The organism is Fuscovulum ytuae (genome assembly GCF_029953595.1).
GTDB classification, from domain to species: Bacteria; Pseudomonadota; Alphaproteobacteria; order Rhodobacterales; family Rhodobacteraceae; genus Paragemmobacter; species Paragemmobacter ytuae.
This window is the reverse complement of sequence record NZ_CP124535.1, coordinates 3,477,509-3,498,271: the sequence shown is the minus strand read 5'-3', so window position 1 is coordinate 3,498,271 and position 20,763 is coordinate 3,477,509. Positions and strand designations below refer to the sequence as shown.

The following is a 20,763-nucleotide window of genomic DNA, read 5'->3' as shown; positions in this document are numbered from 1 at the left end:
AGACAGGCCATGACCACCGCCACCGCCCCGATGGAGATCGGCACCGTCACGCTGATCGTGAACGATCTGCCCAAGATGGCCGATTTCTACGCCCGCGCCCTTGGCCTTGTGACCCTGCGCGGCAACCGGACGAAGGCGGTGATGGGCGCGGGCAACCGCGCCCTCCTCCGGCTCATCGCCGATCCCGCCGCACCTCAGCATGACCGCCGCGAGGCGGGCCTCTTCCACACCGCCATCCTGATGCCCGACCGCGCCACGCTTGGCGCATGGGTCCGCTACGCCTCGGCCGCGAATATCCCCGTGCTTGGCGCCTCCGATCATCGGGTAAGCGAGGCGATCTACCTCACCGATCCCGAACGCAATGGCGTGGAGATCTACGCCGACCGTCCGCGCACGGCATGGACGAAACCCGACGGCACGATCCACATGACCACCGATCCCTTGGATGTGCCTGACCTCGCCGCCGCCGCAACCGGGCCTTGGAAAGGCGCCCCCGAAGGCACCACCATCGGCCATGTCCACCTGCAGGTAGGCGATGTGCAAAAGGCCGAAGCCTTCTACGAAGGCACCCTCGGCTTTCCCGTCACCGCCCATTATCCAGGTGCGGCCTTCTACGGCGCGGGCGGCTATCACCACCACATCGCCACCAATGTCTGGAACAGTCGCGGCGCAGGCCCCCGCAGCCCGGCCACAGGACTTGCCGCCGTCGAAATCCTTGCCGATGACGCCTCCCTTGCCGCCCTCACCGCCCGCACGGGTGGCACGACGGCGCTTTCCGATCCATGGGGCACCCGCATCACCGTGAAAGGAAAGGCCTGATGCTTGTGGGCGGCAGATGGGTCGCCAAATGGGACCCCGTTCAGGCCAAGGATGCCAAGGGCGGCTTCGTGCGACAGACCTCCACCTTCCGCAACTGGATCACCCCCGATGGCAGCCCCGGCCCCACCGGAACGGGCGGCTTTCGGGCCGAGGCCGGGCGATACCACCTTTACGTCGCCCTCATATGCCCATGGGCCAGCCGCACCCTCATGGCCCGCAAGATCAAGGGTCTGGAAGAGGTCATCACCCTCTCCATCGTCGAACCCGAACTGACCGATGAAGGCTGGCGCTTCGCCCCCGGCGCCGATCCGGTCAACGGTGCCACCTATATGCACGACCTTTACCGCAAGGCCGACCCACAGGTGAATGGCCGCGCCACCGTCCCCGTCCTCTGGGACAAGGCCACCGCCACCATCGTCAACAACGAAAGCGCCGATATCCTGCGCATCTTCAACACGGGCTTCGGCCCCTTGGCAAAAGGCCCCGATCTTTACCCTGCCGCTCTCGCCGCCGAAATCGACACGCTGAACGACGCGATCTATCCCACCCTGAACAACGGGGTCTATCGTGCAGGTTTCGCCACGACCCAACTTGCCTATGAAGAGGCGTTTCACGACGTCTTCGCCACCCTCGACGCGCTAGAGGCACGGCTTTTCGATGGCCGCCAATGGCTCTTGGGCGACACCTTCACCGAAACCGACATCCGCGCCTTCGTCACACTCGTCCGCTTTGATACGGCCTATCACGGCCTCTTCAAATGCAACCTGCGCCGTCTGGCCGATTACCCCCGCCTCTCCGCCTATACCGCCCGCGTCCACCACCTGCCCGGCATCGCCGAAACGGTGAACATCGACCACATCAAGCGCGGCTACTATTCGATCAAGGCGCTCAACCCGAACGGCATCCTGCCCCTCGGTCCTCGGCTGGACTGGCTGATCGCCTGACGGCCCTCACACCGAGGCAACAACCACTTCCGTCCCCCATTCCGCGCATTTCCGCGCCAGTTCCTGCGGCAGCGCGCGGTCGGTAAACAGCACCGTGATCTCGGACAGCGATGCCAGCCTTGCCGGCGCCGAACGGTCCAGCTTGGAATGATCGCAGACCAGAAACACCTTTCGCGCCTGCCGGATGATCGCCTTCGACACCCGCACCTCCGCCAGATCGAAATCGAGCAAATCCCCATCCCGGTCCAAGGCCGATGCCCCGATCACTGCATAATCCACCTTGAACTGCTCAAAGAACTGCGTCGTCAGCTCCCCCACCAACCCACCATCCGACCGCCGCAGCGCCCCCCCCGCCACCATGATCTCGCAGCCCGGATTGGCAGCCAGCGTATTGGCGACGTTCATATTGTTCGTCACCACCGTGATATTGCGATGGCCCAGCAACTCCTGCGCCACGGCCTCCGTCGTCGTTCCAAGGTTCATGATCAGGCTGCAATTTTCCGGGATCGCCGCTGCGCAGGCCCGCGCGATGGCGGCCTTGGCCCCTTCATTCATCCGCCGCCGCTGCTCATAGCCAAGGTTCGCCACCCCAGTCTTCGGCACCGCACCGCCATGCACCCGGTCCAGATGGCCCATATCGGCCAATTCCGAAAGATCGCGCCGGATGGTCTGCAAGGTTACGTCGAACCGCTGCGCCAGATCCTCCACCACCACCCGCCCCTCGGCGCGTGCAATTTCGATGATCTCGCTTTGCCGAAAGCTCAGCGCCATCGCGCATTCCTTTTTCTTCGCCGTTGATCGCGCAGTTTCGATAAGGTTCGCCCTTCGATCAACCCGGAAAAGTTTCTGCACGCGCATGCGGAAACTCCGCCGCAGCGCAGCGCGAAAATGCGCGATTGTCTCACAAACCCTTGAAATTCCGAAAGTTACCCAACGTAACTTGCGCGCCAATGTTCGCTTTTCGTAAAAACGCGCAAAAGCGAAAAAAGTGGATTGACCTATGAGTAGGATTCGTACCAACCTGCCCCCCGCTAGGGAGGAGACTGGCGTGAACACGAAGAACAGGCCCGAAGTGGCCGACCTCTTCATCATTGGCGGCGGCATCAACGGCTGCGGCATCGCCCGTGACGCCACGGGGCGCGGGCTGTCGGTTGTCCTTGCCGAACAGGGCGACCTCGCGCAGGCCACCTCCTCTGCCTCGACCAAACTCTTCCATGGCGGCCTTCGCTATCTGGAATATTTCGAATTCCGGCTGGTGCGCGAGGCACTGGAGGAACGCGAAACCCTCCTCGTCGCCATGCCCCACATCTCATGGCCCATGCGCTTCGTGCTGCCCTATCATCCCGACATGCGGTTCGAAGGCGACACGCCCACGGGCCGCCTTCTGGCCCGCCTGATGCCATGGATGAAAGGCCGCCGCCCCGCATGGCTGATCCGGCTTGGCCTTTTCCTTTACGACACATTGGGGGGCCGCAAGATCCTGCCCGCCACCCGCACGCTCGATCTCGCCCGCGATCCGGCGGGCAAGGCGCTGCAACCCCGCTTCCGCCACGCCTATGAATATTCCGACTGCTGGGTCGAGGATTCCAAACTCGTCTCCCTCAACGCCCGCGACGCCGCCCAGCGCGGCGCGACCATCCTGACGCGCACCCGCGTCACCTCGGCCACCCGCGCCGATGGTCTATGGGAGATTGCGACCGACGGACCCGAAGGCCCGCAGACCTTCCGCGCCCGCGCCTTGGTGAATGCGGGCGGCCCCTGGGTCGAAGACGTCATCCGCAACGTCGCCCGCATCAATTCCTCCGAAGGCGTCCGCCTCGTGCGCGGCAGCCATATCGTCACCCGGAAACTCTACGACCACGACCGCTGCTATTTCTTCCAAGGCACCGACGGACGCATCATCTTTGCCATCCCCTATGAGCAGGACTTCACCCTGATCGGCACCACCGACAAGGATCACAAGGGCGCCCCCAAAGACGCCGCCTGCACCGACGAGGAACGGGATTACCTGCTGAACTTCGCCAGCCAGTATTTCGCCAAACCCGTCACCGCCGCCGATGTGGTCTGGACCTATTCCGGCGTCCGCCCCCTCTATAATGACGGCGCGAAATCCGCGACCGCCGCCACCCGCGACTATGTGCTTTCGCTGGATGGCAATGGCGCGCCGCTTCTGAACGTCTTCGGCGGCAAGATCACCACCTACCGCCGCCTTGCCGAATCCGCGCTGGAAAAGCTGCAACCCTTCTTCCCGCAGGCCAAGGGGCCATGGACAGCCCGCGTCGCCCTGCCCGGCGGCACCTTCGCCCATGACGGTGTCCCTGCCCTCACCGCCGCGCTGAAGGCACGCTTCCCCTTCCTCACCGATTACTGGGCCGCCCGCCTGATCCGCGCCTATGGGGCCGAGGCCGAAACCCTGCTCGGCACCGCCACCACGCCTGCTGACCTTGGCCGCGACTTCGGCGCAACCCTGACCGAGGCCGAGGTGCGCTGGCTGATGACCCACGAATTCGCCCGCGCCGCCGCCGATGTCGTCTGGCGCCGCACCAAACTTGGCCTGCGCATGACCAAAGAACAGATCGCCGCACTTGACGCCTTTATGGCGGACAACGGCACCCACGGGGCCTTGCACCCCGCGGCAGAATGAAGGGAACGAGATGGCGCTGGAACTACAAGCCGTCAGCCGTGTCGTGAAAGGGCAGATGCACATCGCCCCCACGACGCTGACGCTGGAAAAGGGGACGATGAACGTCCTCCTTGGACCCACGCTTTCGGGCAAGACCTCGCTGATGCGCCTGATGGCGGGGCTGGATGTCCCCACCTCTGGCCGCCTGATGTGGCACGGGCAGGATGTGACGGGCGTCCGCGTTCAGGACCGCAAGGTCGCCATGGTCTATCAGCAATTCATCAACTACCCCGGCCTGACCGTTTACGAAAACATCGCCTCGCCCCTGCGCCTGATGGGCAAGGACAAGGCCGCCATCGACCGCGCCGTCCGCGAAACGGCCGAGATGTTGAAACTCACCCCCATGCTTGACCGCAAACCGCTGGAACTGTCCGGCGGCCAGCAGCAGCGCTGCGCCCTTGCGCGCGCGCTCGTCAAAGGCGCGGGCCTTGTCCTTCTGGATGAACCGCTTGCCAACCTTGACTACAAGCTGCGCGAAGAACTCCGCGCCGAAATCCCCCGCATATTTGAGGAATCCGGCGCGATCTTCGTCTACGCCACCACCGAACCCGAAGAGGCGCTGCTTCTGGGCGGCAACACTGCCACCCTCTGGGAAGGCCGCGTCACCCAATTCGGCCCCACCCCGCAGGTCTACCGCCAACCCGCCGATGCCACCACCGCCCGCGTCTTCAGCGACCCGCCGATGAATTTCGTCCCCGCCGTCAAGGAAGGCAACCGCGTGAACTTCGGCGGCACCGCCAATGCCCCCGCCGATGGCACTTTCGCGGGTCTGCCCGATGGCCGCTACACCGCAGGCTTCCGCGCCAATCACCTCCACCTGAACACCCATTCGGGTCATGCCGTGGAATTCCGCTGCACCCTCGGCGTGTCGGAAATCACCGGGTCCGAAACCTTCCTCCATCTCACCCATGGCGGCGAACGCTGGGTCGGCCTTGTCCATGGCGTGCATGACCTGCAACCGGGCAGCGAGGTCAGCCTCTGGCTCGACCCGGTCCATGTCTATCTCTTTGACGCCGAAGGCCGCCTTGCGGCCCCTGCGGCCTATGCGGCGGCGGCCTGACCCATGGCACAAATCACCCTCAAGAACCTTGCCCACAGCTACCACGCCAACCCGCGCGGCGAAGAGGACTTCGCGCTCAAGGAAATGGATCACGTCTGGCAGGATGGCGGGGCCTATGCCCTTCTCGGCTCATCCGGTTGCGGCAAGACCACCCTTCTCAACATCATCTCGGGCCTCCTGCGCCCTTCCCAAGGCCGCGTCCTTTTCGGCAATACCGATGTGACCGATGCCGAAACGGCGGAAAGGAACATCGCGCAGGTCTTCCAGTTCCCCGTCGTCTACGACACGATGACCGTGCGCGACAACCTTGCCTTCCCGCTGCGTAACCGGGGCATGGATGCCGCCTATATCCAATCCCGCGTGGCCCAGATCGCCACCATGATCGGGATGGACCACATCCTCGACCGCAAGGCGCGCGGCCTGACCGCCGACGCCAAGCAGAAGATCAGTCTCGGGCGCGGCATGGTGCGCGAGGATGTGAACGCCATCCTCTTCGACGAACCCCTCACCGTGATTGACCCGCATATGAAATGGGAACTCAGGACGCAGCTGAAACAGCTGCACCGCGAGTTTGGCCATACCATGATCTACGTCACCCATGACCAGACCGAGGCGCTGACCTTCGCCGACAAGGTCGTGGTCATGTATGACGGGCGCGTGGTCCAGATGGGCACCCCGGAAGAGCTTTTCGAAACTCCCGCCCATACCTTCGTGGGCTATTTCATCGGCTCGCCGGGGATGAACCTCTTCCCCGCTGAAATCCGGGGCAGCACCGCGCATCTGCAAGGCGCCGCTGTCCCGCTGGGTGCGGCCTACGGGCCAATCACGGGCCGCACCCAGATCGGCATCCGCCCCGAATATGCCGTCCTGACCGAAGGCGACGGCCTGCCCATCACCATCCGCCGGGTGGAAGACGTGGGCCGCCACCGAATCGTGCGCGGCGAAGTCGCGGGTCAGCCGATGAATGTCATCGCCCCCGAAGGCATGCCCGTGGGCGCTTCAATGACCCATGTCCGCTTCACGCCCGACCGCATCAATGTCTATGCCGACGACTGGCGCGTCGCACCTCAAGGGGGGGCCGTCTGATGGATAAGACCCAGAACAACAAGGCATGGTTCCTCGTCCTGCCGGTGCTGGTCATCGTCGCCTTCTCGGCGGTCCTGCCGCTTATGACGGTGGTGAACTACTCCCTCAACGACACTTTCGGGAATAACGAATTCTTCTGGGCTGGGCTTGAGTGGTTCGAGGAAATGGTCACCTCCGACCGCCTCCACGAAGCGCTTGGTCGCCAGATCCTCTTTTCCGCGATCATCCTTGCGATCGAGGTGCCCTTGGGCATCTACATCGCGCTCAACATGCCGAAAAAGGGCTTCTGGGCCTCGGTCTGCCTCGTCCTGATGGCGCTGCCCCTGCTCATCCCCTTCAACGTCGTCGGCACGATCTGGCAGATTTTCGGGCGGGTGGATATCGGCCTTCTGGGCCATTACCTCGCGGAACTGGGCATCGATTACAACTACACCAACGACCCGCTCGACGCTTGGATCACCGTCATCGCCATGGATGTCTGGCACTGGACCTCGCTCGTGGCGCTCCTCTGCTATGCGGGCCTACAATCCATCCCCAACGCTTACTATCAGGCCGCGCGCGTGGATCAGGCCTCCCGCTGGGCCGTCTTCCGCTATATCGAACTGCCCAAGATGGCGGGCGTCCTGCTGATCGCGGTCCTTCTGCGCTTCATGGACAGCTTCATGATCTACACCGAACCCTTCGTCGTCACCGGCGGCGGTCCGGGCAACTCCACCACCTTCCTGTCCATCGACCTTGTGAAAATGGCCATCGGGCAATTCGACCTCGGCCCCGCCGCGGCCTTCTCGATCATGTATTTCCTCGTGATCCTGCTGGTCTCATGGGTCTTCTACACCGTCATGACCAATCTCGACAAAGAGGAGGGCAAGTAACATGCGCCTGCGCGGCTCCCCCCTTGTGATGACGCTTTATCTGCTGTTTCTCCTGATCCCGATCTATTGGCTCGTGAACATGAGCTTCAAGACCAATACCGAGATCACCTCCGCCTTCACCCTCTTCCCGCATGACTTCACCTTGCGGAACTACGCGGTGATCCTGACCGATCCCTCATGGTATATGGGCTATGTGAATTCCATCATCTACGTGGTGATGAACACGGTCATCTCCATCACCGTGGCCCTGCCCGCAGCCTATGCCTTCTCGCGCTACAACTTCATGGGCGACAAGCACCTCTTCTTCTGGCTGCTCACGAACCGCATGGCCCCCCCGGCCGTCTTTGCGCTGCCCTTCTTTCAGCTTTATTCCTCGGTCGGCCTCTTTGACACGCATATCGCCGTGGCCTTGGCGCATTGCCTTTTCAACGTCCCCCTCGCGGTCTGGATCTTGGAAGGGTTCATGCGCGGCGTGCCGAAAGAAATCGACGAAACCGCCTATATCGATGGCTACTCCTTCGGGCATTTCTTCGTGAAAATCTTCATGCCCCTCATCGCCTCCGGCATCGGCGTCGCAGCCTTTTTCTGCTTCATGTTCTCATGGGTGGAACTGCTGCTTTCCCGCACCCTGACATCGGTGAACGCCAAGCCCATCGCCGCCACCATGACCCGCACCGTTTCAGCCTCGGGCATGGATTGGGGCGTGCTGGCCGCCGCAGGCGTCCTGACCATCATCCCCGGTGCGCTGGTGATCTACTTCGTCCGCAACTACATCGCCAAGGGCTTCGCCCTGGGGAGGGTGTGATGACCTCGTCCCGCTGGACCCTGATCTATCTCGCCACGGGCGGCAGTCTTGCAGCCATCCTTCTGGCCCTCATCGCCGCAACCCCCCGCCGCGACGGCGCGCTGGATTGGTATGCCCCGATGATCCCCGGCGGCTGGATGGCTTGGACGCTGCCCGTCGCCCTCTTCTTCTTCGTGATCGGCAGCCTTCTGATCCTGTTCACGCTGCTTGCCATCCGTTTCCCTGAAACGCCCCGTCGCGGCATCCTGCGCATCGAAACCACGCGCGGCGACCGGCTTTTCATCACGCTCTTGGGCTCGGCCTTCCTCTGCTTGGGCTGGCTCTTCTTCTTCGGCGCTCCCCTCTGGGGCGCGCTGATCCTTTGCCTGATCTACGCCGCGGCAGTCTTCCGCTGGGTGTGATCCAAGGCATGAAAGCGCCGGGGGGGCCGGATGCGACCCTTCCCCCCCGGCAGAACGAAGACGGCACGTCTCACATTCTGGGAGGAACATAATGAGACTCAGACAAACGACAACCGCGATGGCGCTTGCGCTCATGGCGATGGGCTCGGCCCCGGCCTGGGCCGATATGGAGGCGGCGAAAGCCTTCCTCGATGCCGAGATCGGCGATCTCTCGACCCTCTCTCGCGCCGATCAAGAGGCCGAGATGCAGTGGTTCGTCGACGCCGCTGCCCCCTTCGCCGGAATGGAAATCAAGGTGGTGTCGGAAACCATCACCACCCACGAATACGAAGCCAAGGTTCTCGCCCCGGCCTTCGAGGCGATCACCGGCATCAAGGTCACCCATGACCTGATCGGCGAAGGCGATGTGGTCGAAAAGCTGCAAACGCAGATGCAGTCGGGCGAAAACATCTATGACGCCTATATCAACGACTCGGACCTGATCGGCACCCACTGGCGCTATCAGCAGGCCCGCAACCTGACCGACTGGATGGCAGGCGAAGGCGCGGCTGTCACCAACCCGAACCTCGATGTCGCCGACTTTATCGGCACGAAGTTCACCACTGGCCCGGATGGCAAACTCTATCAGCTGCCCGACCAGCAATTCGCGAACCTCTACTGGTTCCGCTACGACTGGTTCAACGATCAAAAGACCAAGGACGACTTCAAGGCCGCCTATGGCTATGACCTCGGCGTTCCGCTGAACTGGTCGGCTTACGAAGACATCGCGGAATTCTTCACCGGTCGCGACATGTCCTATGCAGGCGGCCCGGCTTCCGGCGTCTATGGCAACATGGACTACGGCAAAAAGGACCCCTCGCTCGGCTGGCGCTACACCGATGCGTGGATGTCCATGGCCGGCATGGGCGACGTGGGTGAACCCAACGGCCTTCCGGTCGATGAATGGGGCATCCGCGTGAACGAAAACTCGCAGCCCGTCGGCTCCTGCGTTGCCCGTGGCGGTGCCACGAACGACGCCGCCGCCGTCTATGCCGTGACCAAGGCGATCGAGTGGCTGCAAAAGTACTCGCCGCCCGAAGCGCAGGGCATGACCTTCGGCGAAGCGGGTCCGGTTCCGGCTCAGGGCAACATCGCCCAGCAGATGTTCTGGTACACCGCCTTCACCGCCGACATGGTCAAGCCCGGCCCCGTGATGAACGAGGATGGCACGCCCAAGTGGCGCATGGCCCCCTCGCCGCACGGCACCTATTGGCAGGACGGCATGAAGGTCGGCTATCAGGACGCCGGGTCCTGGACGCTGATGAAGTCCACCCCGCTGGAACGCGCACAGGCCGCTTGGCTTTACGCGCAGTTCGTTACGTCGAAAACCGTGGACGTGAAGAAGTCCCATGTGGGCCTGACCTTCATCCGCGAGTCGACGATCCAGCACCAGTCCTTCACCGACCGCGCGCCGCAACTCGGCGGTCTGGTGGAATTCTACCGCTCGCCCGCCCGCGTCCAGTGGTCGCCCACCGGCACCAACGTTCCGGACTATCCGAAACTGGCGCAGCTGTGGTGGCAGAACATCGGCGACGCCATGTCGGGGGCCAAAACCCCGCAAGAGGCGCTCGATGCCCTCTGCGAAGAGCAGGAGAAAGTGCTGGAACGGCTTGAGCGCGCAGGCGTTCAGGGCGACATCGGTCCGAAGATGAACGAACCGCAGGATCCGCAGTACTGGATCGACCAGCCCGGTTCGCCGGTCGGCAAGCTGGAGAACGAAAAGCCCGCAGGCGAAACGATCTCCTATGACGAGCTGATCAAGTCCTGGCAGCAGGGCTAAGGCCAAAGGGGCGGGCGCGTCACAGCGCCCGCCTTTCCCTCTTTCTCGCCAAGCCACGCCTTCCCAAAGGGGCGTGGCTTTGCCAGCAAGTAGAAACGACCACGCATAGGGCCACCCATGACCCATATCCTCGCCATCGATCAGGGCACCACCTCCTCGCGCGCGATCCTCTTCGACGCCAGCCTCAAGGTCCGTGCCGTCGCGCAGGAAGAATTCCCCCAGCACTACCCCGCCTCTGGCTGGGTGGAACATGATCCTTCCGACCTCTGGTCCACCGTCGCAGGCACCGCCCGCGCCGCCATCGAAAAGGCCGGGATCGGCGCCGACAGCATCGCCGCCATCGGCATCACCAACCAACGCGAAACCACCCTGATCTGGGATCGCGCCACGGGCGAACCCATCCACCGCGCCATCGTCTGGCAGGACCGCCGCACCGCCGATATCTGCGGCGCGCTGAAATCGGCAGGCCACGAACCGATGATCACCGCCCGCACGGGCCTTCTCCTCGACCCCTATTTTTCAGGCACCAAGATCAAATGGTTGCTTGACCACGTCCCCGGCGCCCGCGCCCGCGCCGCACGCGGCGAACTCGCCTTCGGCACCGTCGACACCTTCCTCATCTGGAAACTGACCGGCGGCAAGGTCCACGCGACCGACGCCACCAACGCCGCCCGCACGCTCATCTACAACATCGCCACGGGCGAATGGGACGCCGATATCTGCGCCCTGCTCGACATCCCCATGTCCCTCCTTCCAGAGGTCAAGGACTGCGCCGCCGATTACGGCACCACCCGCCCCGATCTCTTCGGCCGCGAAATCCCGATCCTCGGCGTCGCCGGCGACCAGCAGGCCGCCACCGTGGGTCAGGCCTGCTTCGCCCCCGGCATGATGAAATCCACCTATGGCACGGGCTGCTTTGCGCTCTTGAATACCGGGACCGACATGGTCCCTTCGAAGAACCGCCTCCTTACCACCATCGCCTACCGCCTTGATGGCCAGACGACCTACGCCCTCGAAGGCTCCATCTTCATCGCGGGCGCGGTGGTCCAATGGCTGCGCGACGGGCTGAAAATCATCCGTGAGGCGAAGGAAACCCAGCCCCTTGCCGATGCCGCCGACCCGTCGCAGGACGTGGTCCTCGTCCCCGCCTTCACCGGACTCGGCGCGCCCTATTGGCGGCCCGATTGCCGGGGCGCGGTCTATGGCCTCACCCGCAATTCCGGCCCTGCCGAACTGGCCAAGGCCGCGCTGGAAAGCGTCGGCTACCAGACCCGCGACCTGCTCGAAGCAATGCGCTCCGACTGGGGCGCCGCCGCCGACGGCATCCTGCGCGTCGATGGCGGCATGACGGCCAGCGATTGGGCGATGCAATTCCTCTCCGACATCCTCGGTGCCCCCGTCGACCGCCCGGTTGTCACCGAAACCACCGCCCTCGGCGCGGCCTATCTGGCGGGCCTCAAGGCTGGCCTCTGCCCACCCCCGGCGGAATTCCAAACCTCATGGGCCCTCGAACGCCGCTTCACCCCGGCGATGGACGACCGCACCCGCAACGCCAAATACGCCCGCTGGGGCCGCGCCGTCGCGGCAACGATGACGGTCTGACCGCCGCCCTTCCCCCTCCCCCGCCACGGGGGAGGGTCGGGGAGGGGGTGCCCTCCCGCCACAACCCGGAACCCGCCATGCCCCCCTTCGCCATCGCCACCCCGCAACGCATCCTCTTTGGCCGGGGTGAGGCCGCGAAAGCCCCCGCCGCCATCGCCGCCTTCGGCCCCCGCGGCCTGATCATCCACGGCGCAAATGCCGCCCGCGCGGCATGGCTGATCGACGCGCTCCATGCCGCAGGCATCGAAACCCTGTCCCTCCCCTGCGCTTCTGAACCCACGCTCCCCATGCTGGAACAGGCCCTCGCACAGGCCCGCCCCTTCCAACCCCAATGGGTCACATCCCTCGGCGGCGGCGCCGCGCTCGATCTGGGCAAGGCGCTGGCAGCCCTCCTCCCCGCCCCCACCGGCCCGATGGACCATCTCGAGGTCGTGGGCAAAGGCCTCCCCCTCGCCGCCGCCCCCCTTCCCTTCATCGCGCTCCCCACCACCGCAGGCACGGGGGCCGAAGCGACAAAGAACGCCGTCATCGGCCTGCCCGATCATGGGCGCAAGGTCAGCCTCCGCGACGACCGCATGCTCGCCCGCCTCGCCATCGTGGACCCCGCGCTGACCGACAACACCCCCCGCGCCACCACCCTCGCCTCCGGTCTTGACGCGATCACGCAGGTGATCGAACCCTATGTCTCCTCCAAGGCCACCCCCTTCACCGACGCCATCACCACCCCCGCCATCCCCCAAGGCCTGATCGCCCTCAAACGCCTGATGGAAACCGAAGACCCACAGGCCCGCGATGCCCTCGCCTATACCTCCCTCACTGGCGGCCTCGCGCTCGCCAATGCAGGCCTCGGCGCGGTGCATGGCCTTGCTGGCGTCATCGGCGGCCTCACCCCCGCCCCCCATGGCGCGATCTGCGGCGTGCTTCTGGCCCCGATCCTCCGCCTCAACCGCCAGCTTGCCACGGGCGAAACCGCCCGCCGCCTCGACACGGTCTTTCACCACATCGCCACCACCCTCGGCGGCACCCCGCAAGACGCCCCCGACACGCTGGCCGCTTGGGCCAGCGCCGCAGGCCTGCCCGGCCTTGCAACCCTCGGCCTGCCCGCCGCCCTCCATGCCGAAACGGCACGCGCCGCGCTCACCTCCTCGTCCATGAAGGGCAACCCCGTCGCATTGACCGAGGCGGACCTCCTCGCCGCCCTGACCGCTGCCGCCTGACCCCGTTCACGAACGCGCCAGCCCCTTGCAACCCGGCCCCGCTTCTGCCCATCTGGGCATAGCCCCGGGAAAGACCTGTGAATGCCCCGCCTCCTTGCGCCCCTGCTTGCCCTGACGCTGCTCACCGCCTGCCAGCTGTCCCTGCCGGGCCGCGACCGCGCGCCAGAGGCCGCCACCCCCGTCACAAACGGTGCGATCACCACCACCACGCTCGACGCGCCGACACCGGTGCCCGGATCGCCCCCTGAAGCCACGGCGACCGACGCCACAGCCACAGCCACAGCCTCTGCGACGGACCCAAGGCCAATGCCCCGCCCCATCGCAGCGGCAACCGCCGAAACCCCACCAGCAGCCCCCGTAGCGGAAACCGCCCCCGAAATCCCCGCCGCCCTGAAATCGCCCAGCCAGATCGCCTGCGAAAAGGACAGGGGCACATGGGCCCGCGCGGGCGCAGGCGGCGGCATGGCCTGCGTCTACCAGACCCGCGACGGCGGCAAAGGCTGCGACAGCAAGGATGACTGCCAAGGGGAATGCCTTGCCCGATCCCGCACCTGTTCACCGATCCAGCCGCTTTTCGGCTGTAACGCGGTCCTCCTCGACACGGGGGCCGAGGTAACGCTGTGCCTCGACTGATCCCCGCCCTCCTCCTTACCCTCCTCGCCGCCTGCACCCAGACGACGCGCCTCGATGGTTTCCGCAACCAAGGCCCGATCTATTCCAACGCCGTCCTCGACCTGCGCCTGTTGCAAGGCACATGGACCCAAGCCGCCGCCTTCTCCACCAGCCGCGCCACATGCCACCCCGGCGGGGCCGAGATTGCGACCACGCCTACAGGCCTTGCGATCCGCGCCCGCCTCTGCCTGAACGGGTCCGACATCGCCTATTCCGGCCCCCTCGCCATCACCGGACCTGGTCGCCTGCGCCCCATGGGTCAGGCCGCAGCACCGCTCAACCGTGACTGGTGGCTGCTCTGGGCCGATACCGACCTACGTACCCTCGTCCTCGGCACGCCGGATGGCAGCTTCGGCTTCATCCTCAACCGAGGCGGGCCCCTGTCGCCCGACCGCCTCGCCGCTGCCCGCGATATCCTTGACTGGAATGGATACGACATTTCGCGCCTCGCCACCTTCACGCGCTGATCTTCGCAGGGAAACCTTGCCAAGGCGTGAACCGACCGCCCGCCGCGTGCCCACAATTTGCGGCACAAAACCCGGCACAAAACAGGGCACAGCCGTTGCCAGCCCAACCGTGCCCGCCGCCATCACCTTTCGTTGACGAAAAGTCATCGAACCGCCCGCTGCGTGCCCACAGTTTGCTGCACAGAATGCGGCACAAAACAGGGCACAACCGATATCAGCCGATCTCCTGCCGCAATTCCCGCAGATGACCCGTCACATCCCTTGCACTAAAGGCCGCCTCTTTCACCAGCCAATCGAAATGCTGGCTGATCTGCTGCACCCGGGCGCTGTCGCGGAACGCCAGATAATGCCGCCCCAAATAGACCACGGCCAGAAGGGGGCCGAACACCGTCACAGGGGCCGAAAACACCCGCCGCGCGTCGAAGAGATAAAGCCGCAGCGACGGATAAAGCTGTTCTGTCAATAGGATAAGCCTATCCAACTGCTCGGCCCGCGCGGCCTCTGGCAGCCCCGCATAATAGCCCACACCCCCCGCAAAGGCCGCGATTTCATGCAAGGGCAGCGCAATCTCGTAATCCGACCGGGCATTGCGCATCCAGGTCAGCCGGTCCTCAAACGCCCCCAGCGCCTGCTCGGCTGTCCGGCCCAGTTGCGGGCGATATTCCCATTCCACCACCGCCCGCGTCTTCAACATATCGGGCAAAGTTGCCGGCACATGCCGTATCTTGTATCCCGCCGCCTCCTGATGCCAGCCAAAGATCGTCTCATCAATCAGCGCGCGCGGCGCTTCCGTCACGGTAAGACTTGTCGCCAAAAGATCGGCAATCGGCTCTGGCCGCCCCGTCAATCCCAACAGCCAATCGGCCGAGATTCCCAATGCCTGCGCACAATCCGCCGCCAATTGCGCATTCGGCAGCCGCGTCCCGGCCGCCAAAAGCTGCGACAAAGTCGACCGATCCACCCCCACCGCCCGCGCCAAGGCCGCGCGCGTCATGGCTTTATCGGCCATCGCTTCAGTCAGGCGCGCGCGAAACAGCCCCGCGCGGTCGCGCTTGTCCATTTTCCCAACCATCGGTGATTTTCCTCACCAAATGTGATCTTTCGTTGCCCATCCTCCAGATTATCCGCCCCTTGGGCAAGTGCTATTCCTGCCCCACCTTCTCGTCACCATGGGGTTCGCGATTGCACGACGACAGCCCGGCCATCGAATGGCCTACCCTTCTCCTCCTCGTCGCCACCTATGGCCTATGGGCAATAGGAACAACGCAAGCCTCTGAAATAAACGTCTTTCTTGGCATCCTCCTGACCGGCCTCGCCATCGCGCAATTCTCCTCGCTCCAGCACGAAATCCTGCACGGCCACCCTTTCCAGTCGCGCGCCCTGAACGAGGCGCTCGCCTTCCCCGCACTCACCCTGACCGTGCCTTATGGCCGTTTCCGTGACACCCACCTGGCCCACCACCACGACCCGATCCTGACCGATCCCTATGACGACCCGGAATCGAATTTCTTCGACCCGGTGGTCTGGGTGCGCCAGCCGGCATGGGTCAAGGCTTTGTTTCGCTTGAACAATACCCTTCTTGGCCGGGTCACCATCGGCCCCATCCTTGGCGCTGTCCTCTGGCTGACGTCCGAGGCGAAGGGGGTCATCCGCAACGATCCCGGCCTGCGCCGCGATTGGGCCCTGCATGCGGCTGGCCTCATTCCCGTGATCCTCTGGCTTTGGGCGGCAGCCATGCCGTGGTGGGCCTATCTTCTCGCCGCATGGATCGGGCATGGCCTGCTGAAGATCCGCACCTTCCTTGAACACCGCGCCCACGAAGCCGCGCGCGCCCGCACCGTGGTGATTGAAGATCGCGGCCCGCTTTCCCTTTTGTTTTTGAACAATAATTTCCACGTCGTGCATCACATGCACCCCGCCGTTCCGTGGTATCGCCTGCCCGCGCTCTATGCTGCGAACCGCGACCACTACCTGCGCCGGAATGACGGTTACCTCTACCGCAGCTATGCCGAGATTTTCCGCGCCCACCTGTTCCGCGCCAAGGACCCTGTGCCCCATCCCCTGATGCCGGGGCCGGACAAGCCTTAAGCGAAATCCCCCATCTCCCCCGCGCAAAGCCCCGATACGCAAGGATGTTTTCCTGCTATGATGGCCCCATAGCAGGAGGCATCCCATGCGCCCGTCCATCCTCGCCACCCTCGCCACCCTCGCCCTGACGACCCTCCCCGCCACCGCCCGCCCGGTGCCTTATATCCTTGAGGCCGACAAATCCTCCGTGGGCTTCGAAACCGATTTCGGCCCCGACCTCATTACCGGCGACATGCCCGTCAAAACCGCCGATCTGATCCTCGATTTCGACCGGGTGGAAAACTCCCAAATCGCCGTCGCCCTTGATGTGACCGGGGCCAAAGCCTCTTTCCCCTTTGCGGCACAGGCGCTCAAGGGGCCGAAAGTCCTTGATTCCAAAAGTTTTCCTGAAATGTCCTTCCAATCCACCGCGATCCGTCCGGACGGTGATGGCGCAGCGGTGGATGGCCTTCTCACCATCCGGGGCGTCACCCGCCTGGTCACGCTTGACGCCATGATCTGGCGGCAAAAGGGAACCGAGGCGGGCGATCTCAGCCAGCTTACCGTCCGCCTCACCGGGGCGGTCCAACGCTCTGATTACGGTGCAACTGGCTGGTCAGACATGGTGGGGGATGAGGTCCGCCTCACCATCCTCGCCCGTATCGCCCGGGCCGACTGATGCTGAAGAACAGCGCCGATCGCTTCGGCCTGATCTCCCGCCTGCTTCACTGGGGCATCGCGGGGCTGGTTGTGGTGATGCTGTCCTTGGGCCTCAGGCTTTCCGACATGGAACCGGGCCTGGCCAACCTCTGGCTCTATGGCCTGCACAAGTCTTTGGGAATCCTCACTCTTTCCCTGATGCTCGCCCGCATCCTCTGGCATCTCTACACCCCCCCGCCGCGTCCGATGGGGGGCGGCCGGCAGGCCATCATGGCCCGCACCGCCCATCTTGCCATCTACGCCCTTCTCCTTGCCATCCCCCTCTCTGGCTGGATCGGCAGCGCCGCCACCGGCCTTGATGTGGTGATCTTCGACCGCTGGACCCTGCCCGCCATCGCCCCCATCTCCCCGCTCTGGGAAGAAACCGCCTTCACCCTGCATGACGCGCTGACCAAGGTCCTGATCGCCCTCCTCTTTCTCCACATGGGGGCCGCGCTGAAACGCGAAATGGATGGCGACGGCACACTCCGCCGCATGGTCCTGGGCCGCGCCCGCGACTGATCCGCCGCCAAATCGCGCCACAGCCCGCCAAGCCTCTGGCCCTTGCCGCCCCTGCGCGGTAAACAGCGCGCGCATCGGGACGAAAGGCGCATCCATGGCACGGATTCTGATCACCTCCGCCATCCCCTATATCAACGGGATCAAGCACTTAGGCAATCTCGTCGGCTCTCAGCTGCCTGCGGACCTCTTCGCCCGCTACATGCGCGCCCGGGGTCATGAGGTGATGTTCATCTGCGCCACCGACGAACACGGCACCCCCGCCGAATTGGCCGCCGCCAAGGCGGGCAAGCCGGTTGCCGACTATTGCGCTGAAATGCACAAGGTGCAGGCCGACCTCGCGAAAGGGTTCCGTCTGTCCTTCGATCACTTCGGCCGCTCTTCCAGCCAGCGCAACCACCGCCTGACCCAGCATTTCGCAGGCCGCCTTGCCGAAAATGGCCTGATCGCGGAAGTCTCTGAAAAGCAGGTCTTTTCCATCGATGACAAGCGCTTCCTCCCCGACCGCTACATCACCGGCACCTGCCCCAACTGCGGCTACGATGCCGCGCGCGGCGATCAATGCGAAAACTGCACCAAGCAGCTTGATCCGACCGATCTGATCAACCCCCGCTCCTCTATCTCCGGCTCCACGAACCTTGAGGTGCGGGAAACCAAACACCTCTATCTCCGCCAGCGCGCGCTGCGAGAAAAGCTCGAGGCGTGGATCGACTCGAAAACCGACTGGCCGATCCTCACCACCTCCATCGCCAAGAAATGGCTCAACGATGGCGATGGTTTGCAAGACCGCGGCATCACCCGCGACCTGCATTGGGGCATCCCGGTCAAGAAGGGCGATCAGGATTGGCCGGGGATGGAAGGCAAGGTCTTCTATGTCTGGTTCGACGCCCCCATCGAATATATCGCAGGCACCGCCGAATGGGCCGATGCCAACGGTCTCGACGATGCGGCATGGGAACGCTGGTGGCGCACCGACAAGGGTGCCTCTGACGTCACCTATTACCAATTCATGGGCAAGGACAACGTCCCCTTCCACACCCTGTCCTTCCCCGCCACAATCCTTGGGTCGGGCGAACCGTGGAAGCTTGTGGATTACCTCAAGTCCTTCAATTACCTCAATTATGACGGCGGCCAATTCTCCACCAGCCAAGGCCGCGGCGTGTTCATGGATCAGGCGCTGTCGATCCTTCCCGCCGATTACTGGCGCTGGTGGCTCCTTTCCCACGCGCCCGAAAATTCCGACAGCGAGTTTACGTGGGAGAATTTCCAGGCTTCTGTGAACAAGGACCTCGCCGATGTTCTGGGCAATTTCGTCTCCCGCGTGACGAAATTCGCCAAATCCAAACTCGGCGAAACCATCCCCGCAGGCGGCGATTTCACCCCCGCCGAAACTGCCCTCATTGCTGATCTGGGCGCGCGCATCCGCGATTACGAAACCCTCATGGCGCAGATGGAGGTCCGCAAGGCCGCCGCCGAACTGCGCGCCATCTGGGTGATCGGCAACGAATACCTACAAGCCGCCGCGCCCTGGTCGGCCGTCAAGACCGATCCCGCACGGGCCGAGGCGATCGTCCGCCTTTCTCTCAACCTCATCCGCATCTACGCGATCCTGTCTCAGCCCTTCATCCCCGATGCCGCGGCCACCATGATGCAGGCAATGGGGTCGGATGATTGGACCTGGCCCGAAGACGTCCCCGCCGCGATCCGCGCCCTTCCTGCAGGCCATGCCTTCAGCGTGCCCGAAAACCTCTTCCGCAAGATCACGGATGAGGAACGCACGGATTGGCAACAGAAATTCTCCGGCGTCAGAAGCTGACATCCGGCTTCATCTTGGCCCAAATACTCTCAGGGGGGGACGCCCCCTTGCGGGGCGACGGGGGCGGAACGCCCCCCGGCGGAGCCGACGCGGCAGCGGAGGCGACATAAAAGGAATGCGGGCCGGAACGGACCGCGCAATTCTGATAGAAGGAGCGTGACATGACCCTGTCCACCACCCAATTCGGCAAGACCGGCCAGACCGTCACCCGCATTGGCTTTGGCGCTTGGGCCATCGGCGGCAGCTGGGGCGACGTGTCCGAGGCCGAGGCCAAGGCCACGCTGGAAGCCGCGCTCGACGCAGGCATGACATTCGTCGACACCGCCGATGTCTATGGCGATGGCCGCTCGGAACGCATCATCCGCGACGTGTTGAAATCGCGCAGCGGCGCGAAACCCTTCGTCGCCAGCAAGGCAGGCCGCCGCCTCTCGCCCCATGTTGCCGCAGGCTACACGATTGAAAATATTGAAGCCTTCATCGATCGCAGTTTGACAAACCTTGGGGTCGACTGCCTCGACCTTGTGCAACTCCACTGCCCCCCGACGGAAGTTTATTATCGCCCGGAACTCTTTGACGGGCTGGAAGGGCTGAAGGCCAAGGGCAAGATCGCCCAATGGGGCGTCTCGGTCGAAAAGGTCGAAGAGGCGCTGAAGGCCATCGAGTATCCCGGCTGCGCCTCGGTTCAGATCATCTACAACCTCTTCCGCCAGCGCCCCGCCTCGCTCTTCTTCCGCGAGGCGATGGCCCGCAACATCGCCACCATCATCCGGGTCCCCCTCGCCTCAGGCATGCTGACGGGCAAGATGACTGCCGCCAGCACCTTCGCCGCCGACGATCACCGTAACTTCAATCGCCATGGCGAGGCTTTCGATGTAGGCGAAACCTTCGCTGGTGTCCCCTACGAAGTGGCGCTTGAGGCGGTTGAGGAACTCCGCCTGCTCGTGCCGCAAGGGGCCAGCATGGCCCAATTCGCCCTGCGCTGGATCCTGATGGAAGAAGCCGCCACCGTGGTGATTCCCGGCGCGCGCACGCCCGCGCAAAGCATCGCCAATGCGGGGGCCGATGCGCTCGCCCCCCTTCCCGCCGCGACGATGGAGGCCTGCCGCGAGATCTATGCGCGGCTGATCGCCCCTCACGTCCATCAGCGCTGGTGACCACCGTCGCAGCGGGGGCCTAGGCCCCTCCTGGGAACTCACGCTCCTCACCCACCGAGGA

Annotated in this window: 20 protein-coding genes; 18 read left to right on the top strand and 2 right to left on the bottom strand. The window is 64.3% G+C overall.

Features of this window, described 5'->3' with window-relative positions:
- Positions 1-9 precede the first annotated feature (9 nt).
- Both QF092_RS16900 and QF092_RS16895 read left to right on the top strand, forming a co-directional pair.
- A complete protein-coding gene (locus QF092_RS16900; protein WP_281465731.1) occupies positions 10-819 on the top strand; it encodes a VOC family protein in 810 nt (269 codons plus the stop codon).
- Positions 819-1,763: a glutathione S-transferase family protein gene (locus tag QF092_RS16895; RefSeq protein WP_281465729.1), complete on the top strand. Its 945-nt coding sequence runs from the start codon at positions 819-821 to the stop codon at positions 1,761-1,763. Before QF092_RS16900 ends, QF092_RS16895 begins: the two co-directional genes overlap by 1 nt.
- Positions 1,764-1,769: 6 nt before the next feature.
- On the opposite strand, the gene QF092_RS16890 is transcribed toward QF092_RS16895, so the two are convergent.
- Positions 1,770-2,534 (bottom strand): DeoR/GlpR family DNA-binding transcription regulator, encoded by a 765-nt coding sequence (locus tag QF092_RS16890; protein ID WP_281465727.1) that lies wholly within the window; start codon positions 2,532-2,534, stop codon positions 1,770-1,772.
- Positions 2,535-2,811: 277 nt separating this feature from the next.
- Here QF092_RS16890 and glpD point away from each other — a divergent pair, with 277 nt between their 5' ends.
- The 11 genes from glpD to QF092_RS16835 all read left to right on the top strand — a co-directional run bounded on the left by glpD (position 2,812) and on the right by QF092_RS16835 (position 14,447).
- Entirely contained in the window at positions 2,812-4,407 is a 1,596-nt protein-coding gene (gene glpD / locus QF092_RS16885) for a glycerol-3-phosphate dehydrogenase (RefSeq protein ID WP_281465725.1), read from the top strand.
- A gap of 10 nt (positions 4,408-4,417) precedes the next feature.
- Positions 4,418-5,506: an ABC transporter ATP-binding protein gene (locus tag QF092_RS16880; RefSeq protein WP_281465723.1), complete on the top strand. Its 1,089-nt coding sequence runs from the start codon at positions 4,418-4,420 to the stop codon at positions 5,504-5,506.
- Positions 5,507-5,509: 3 nt separating this feature from the next.
- Positions 5,510-6,592 carry an ABC transporter ATP-binding protein gene (locus QF092_RS16875; RefSeq protein ID WP_281465721.1) on the top strand — a complete coding sequence of 361 codons (1,083 nt, stop codon included), beginning with the start codon at positions 5,510-5,512 and terminating at the stop codon, positions 6,590-6,592.
- Positions 6,592-7,464: a carbohydrate ABC transporter permease gene (locus tag QF092_RS16870; RefSeq protein ID WP_281465720.1), complete on the top strand. Its 873-nt coding sequence runs from the start codon at positions 6,592-6,594 to the stop codon at positions 7,462-7,464. The genes QF092_RS16875 and QF092_RS16870 overlap by 1 nt, the downstream gene beginning before the upstream one ends.
- A 1-nt stretch (position 7,465) precedes the next feature.
- Positions 7,466-8,269: a carbohydrate ABC transporter permease gene (locus tag QF092_RS16865; RefSeq protein ID WP_281465718.1), complete on the top strand. Its 804-nt coding sequence runs from the start codon at positions 7,466-7,468 to the stop codon at positions 8,267-8,269.
- Complete coding sequence (locus QF092_RS16860) at positions 8,269-8,670, top strand: DUF2160 domain-containing protein (protein WP_281465716.1); 402 nt, start codon at positions 8,269-8,271, stop codon at positions 8,668-8,670. The genes QF092_RS16865 and QF092_RS16860 overlap by 1 nt, the downstream gene beginning before the upstream one ends.
- A 91-nt stretch (positions 8,671-8,761) precedes the next feature.
- Positions 8,762-10,489 (top strand): ABC transporter substrate-binding protein, encoded by a 1,728-nt coding sequence (locus tag QF092_RS16855; protein ID WP_281465714.1) that lies wholly within the window; start codon positions 8,762-8,764, stop codon positions 10,487-10,489.
- Positions 10,490-10,606: 117 nt separating this feature from the next.
- A complete protein-coding gene (gene glpK / locus QF092_RS16850; protein ID WP_281465712.1) occupies positions 10,607-12,091 on the top strand; it encodes a glycerol kinase GlpK in 1,485 nt (494 codons plus the stop codon).
- A gap of 77 nt (positions 12,092-12,168) precedes the next feature.
- A complete protein-coding gene (locus tag QF092_RS16845) occupies positions 12,169-13,308 on the top strand; it encodes an iron-containing alcohol dehydrogenase (RefSeq protein ID WP_281465710.1) in 1,140 nt (379 codons plus the stop codon).
- An 81-nt stretch (positions 13,309-13,389) separates the two neighbouring features.
- Positions 13,390-13,941 carry a hypothetical protein gene (locus QF092_RS16840; RefSeq protein WP_281465708.1) on the top strand — a complete coding sequence of 184 codons (552 nt, stop codon included), beginning with the start codon at positions 13,390-13,392 and terminating at the stop codon, positions 13,939-13,941.
- On the top strand, positions 13,929-14,447 hold the full coding sequence (locus QF092_RS16835; RefSeq protein WP_281465706.1) for a lipocalin family protein: 519 nt from the start codon (positions 13,929-13,931) through the stop codon (positions 14,445-14,447). The genes QF092_RS16840 and QF092_RS16835 overlap by 13 nt, the downstream gene beginning before the upstream one ends.
- A gap of 214 nt (positions 14,448-14,661) precedes the next feature.
- Here the strand turns inward: QF092_RS16835 and QF092_RS16830 are convergent, their stop codons facing one another.
- Complete coding sequence (locus tag QF092_RS16830) at positions 14,662-15,519, bottom strand: helix-turn-helix domain-containing protein (protein WP_281465704.1); 858 nt, start codon at positions 15,517-15,519, stop codon at positions 14,662-14,664.
- A 110-nt stretch (positions 15,520-15,629) separates the two neighbouring features.
- Here QF092_RS16830 and QF092_RS16825 point away from each other — a divergent pair, with 110 nt between their 5' ends.
- The 5 genes from QF092_RS16825 (at position 15,630) to QF092_RS16805 (ending at position 20,702) form a co-directional block, all read left to right on the top strand.
- Complete coding sequence (locus QF092_RS16825) at positions 15,630-16,535, top strand: fatty acid desaturase (protein WP_281465702.1); 906 nt, start codon at positions 15,630-15,632, stop codon at positions 16,533-16,535.
- A gap of 85 nt (positions 16,536-16,620) precedes the next feature.
- Positions 16,621-17,193 carry a YceI family protein gene (locus tag QF092_RS16820; RefSeq protein ID WP_281465700.1) on the top strand — a complete coding sequence of 191 codons (573 nt, stop codon included), beginning with the start codon at positions 16,621-16,623 and terminating at the stop codon, positions 17,191-17,193.
- Positions 17,193-17,735, top strand: a complete 543-nt coding sequence (locus QF092_RS16815) for a cytochrome b (protein ID WP_281465697.1) — start codon at positions 17,193-17,195, stop codon at positions 17,733-17,735. Before QF092_RS16820 ends, QF092_RS16815 begins: the two co-directional genes overlap by 1 nt.
- A gap of 94 nt (positions 17,736-17,829) precedes the next feature.
- Positions 17,830-19,548 (top strand): methionine--tRNA ligase, encoded by a 1,719-nt coding sequence (gene metG, locus QF092_RS16810; protein ID WP_281465696.1) that lies wholly within the window; start codon positions 17,830-17,832, stop codon positions 19,546-19,548.
- Between the two features lie 161 nt (positions 19,549-19,709).
- On the top strand, positions 19,710-20,702 hold the full coding sequence (locus QF092_RS16805; protein WP_281465694.1) for an aldo/keto reductase: 993 nt from the start codon (positions 19,710-19,712) through the stop codon (positions 20,700-20,702).
- Positions 20,703-20,763 lie beyond the last annotated feature (61 nt).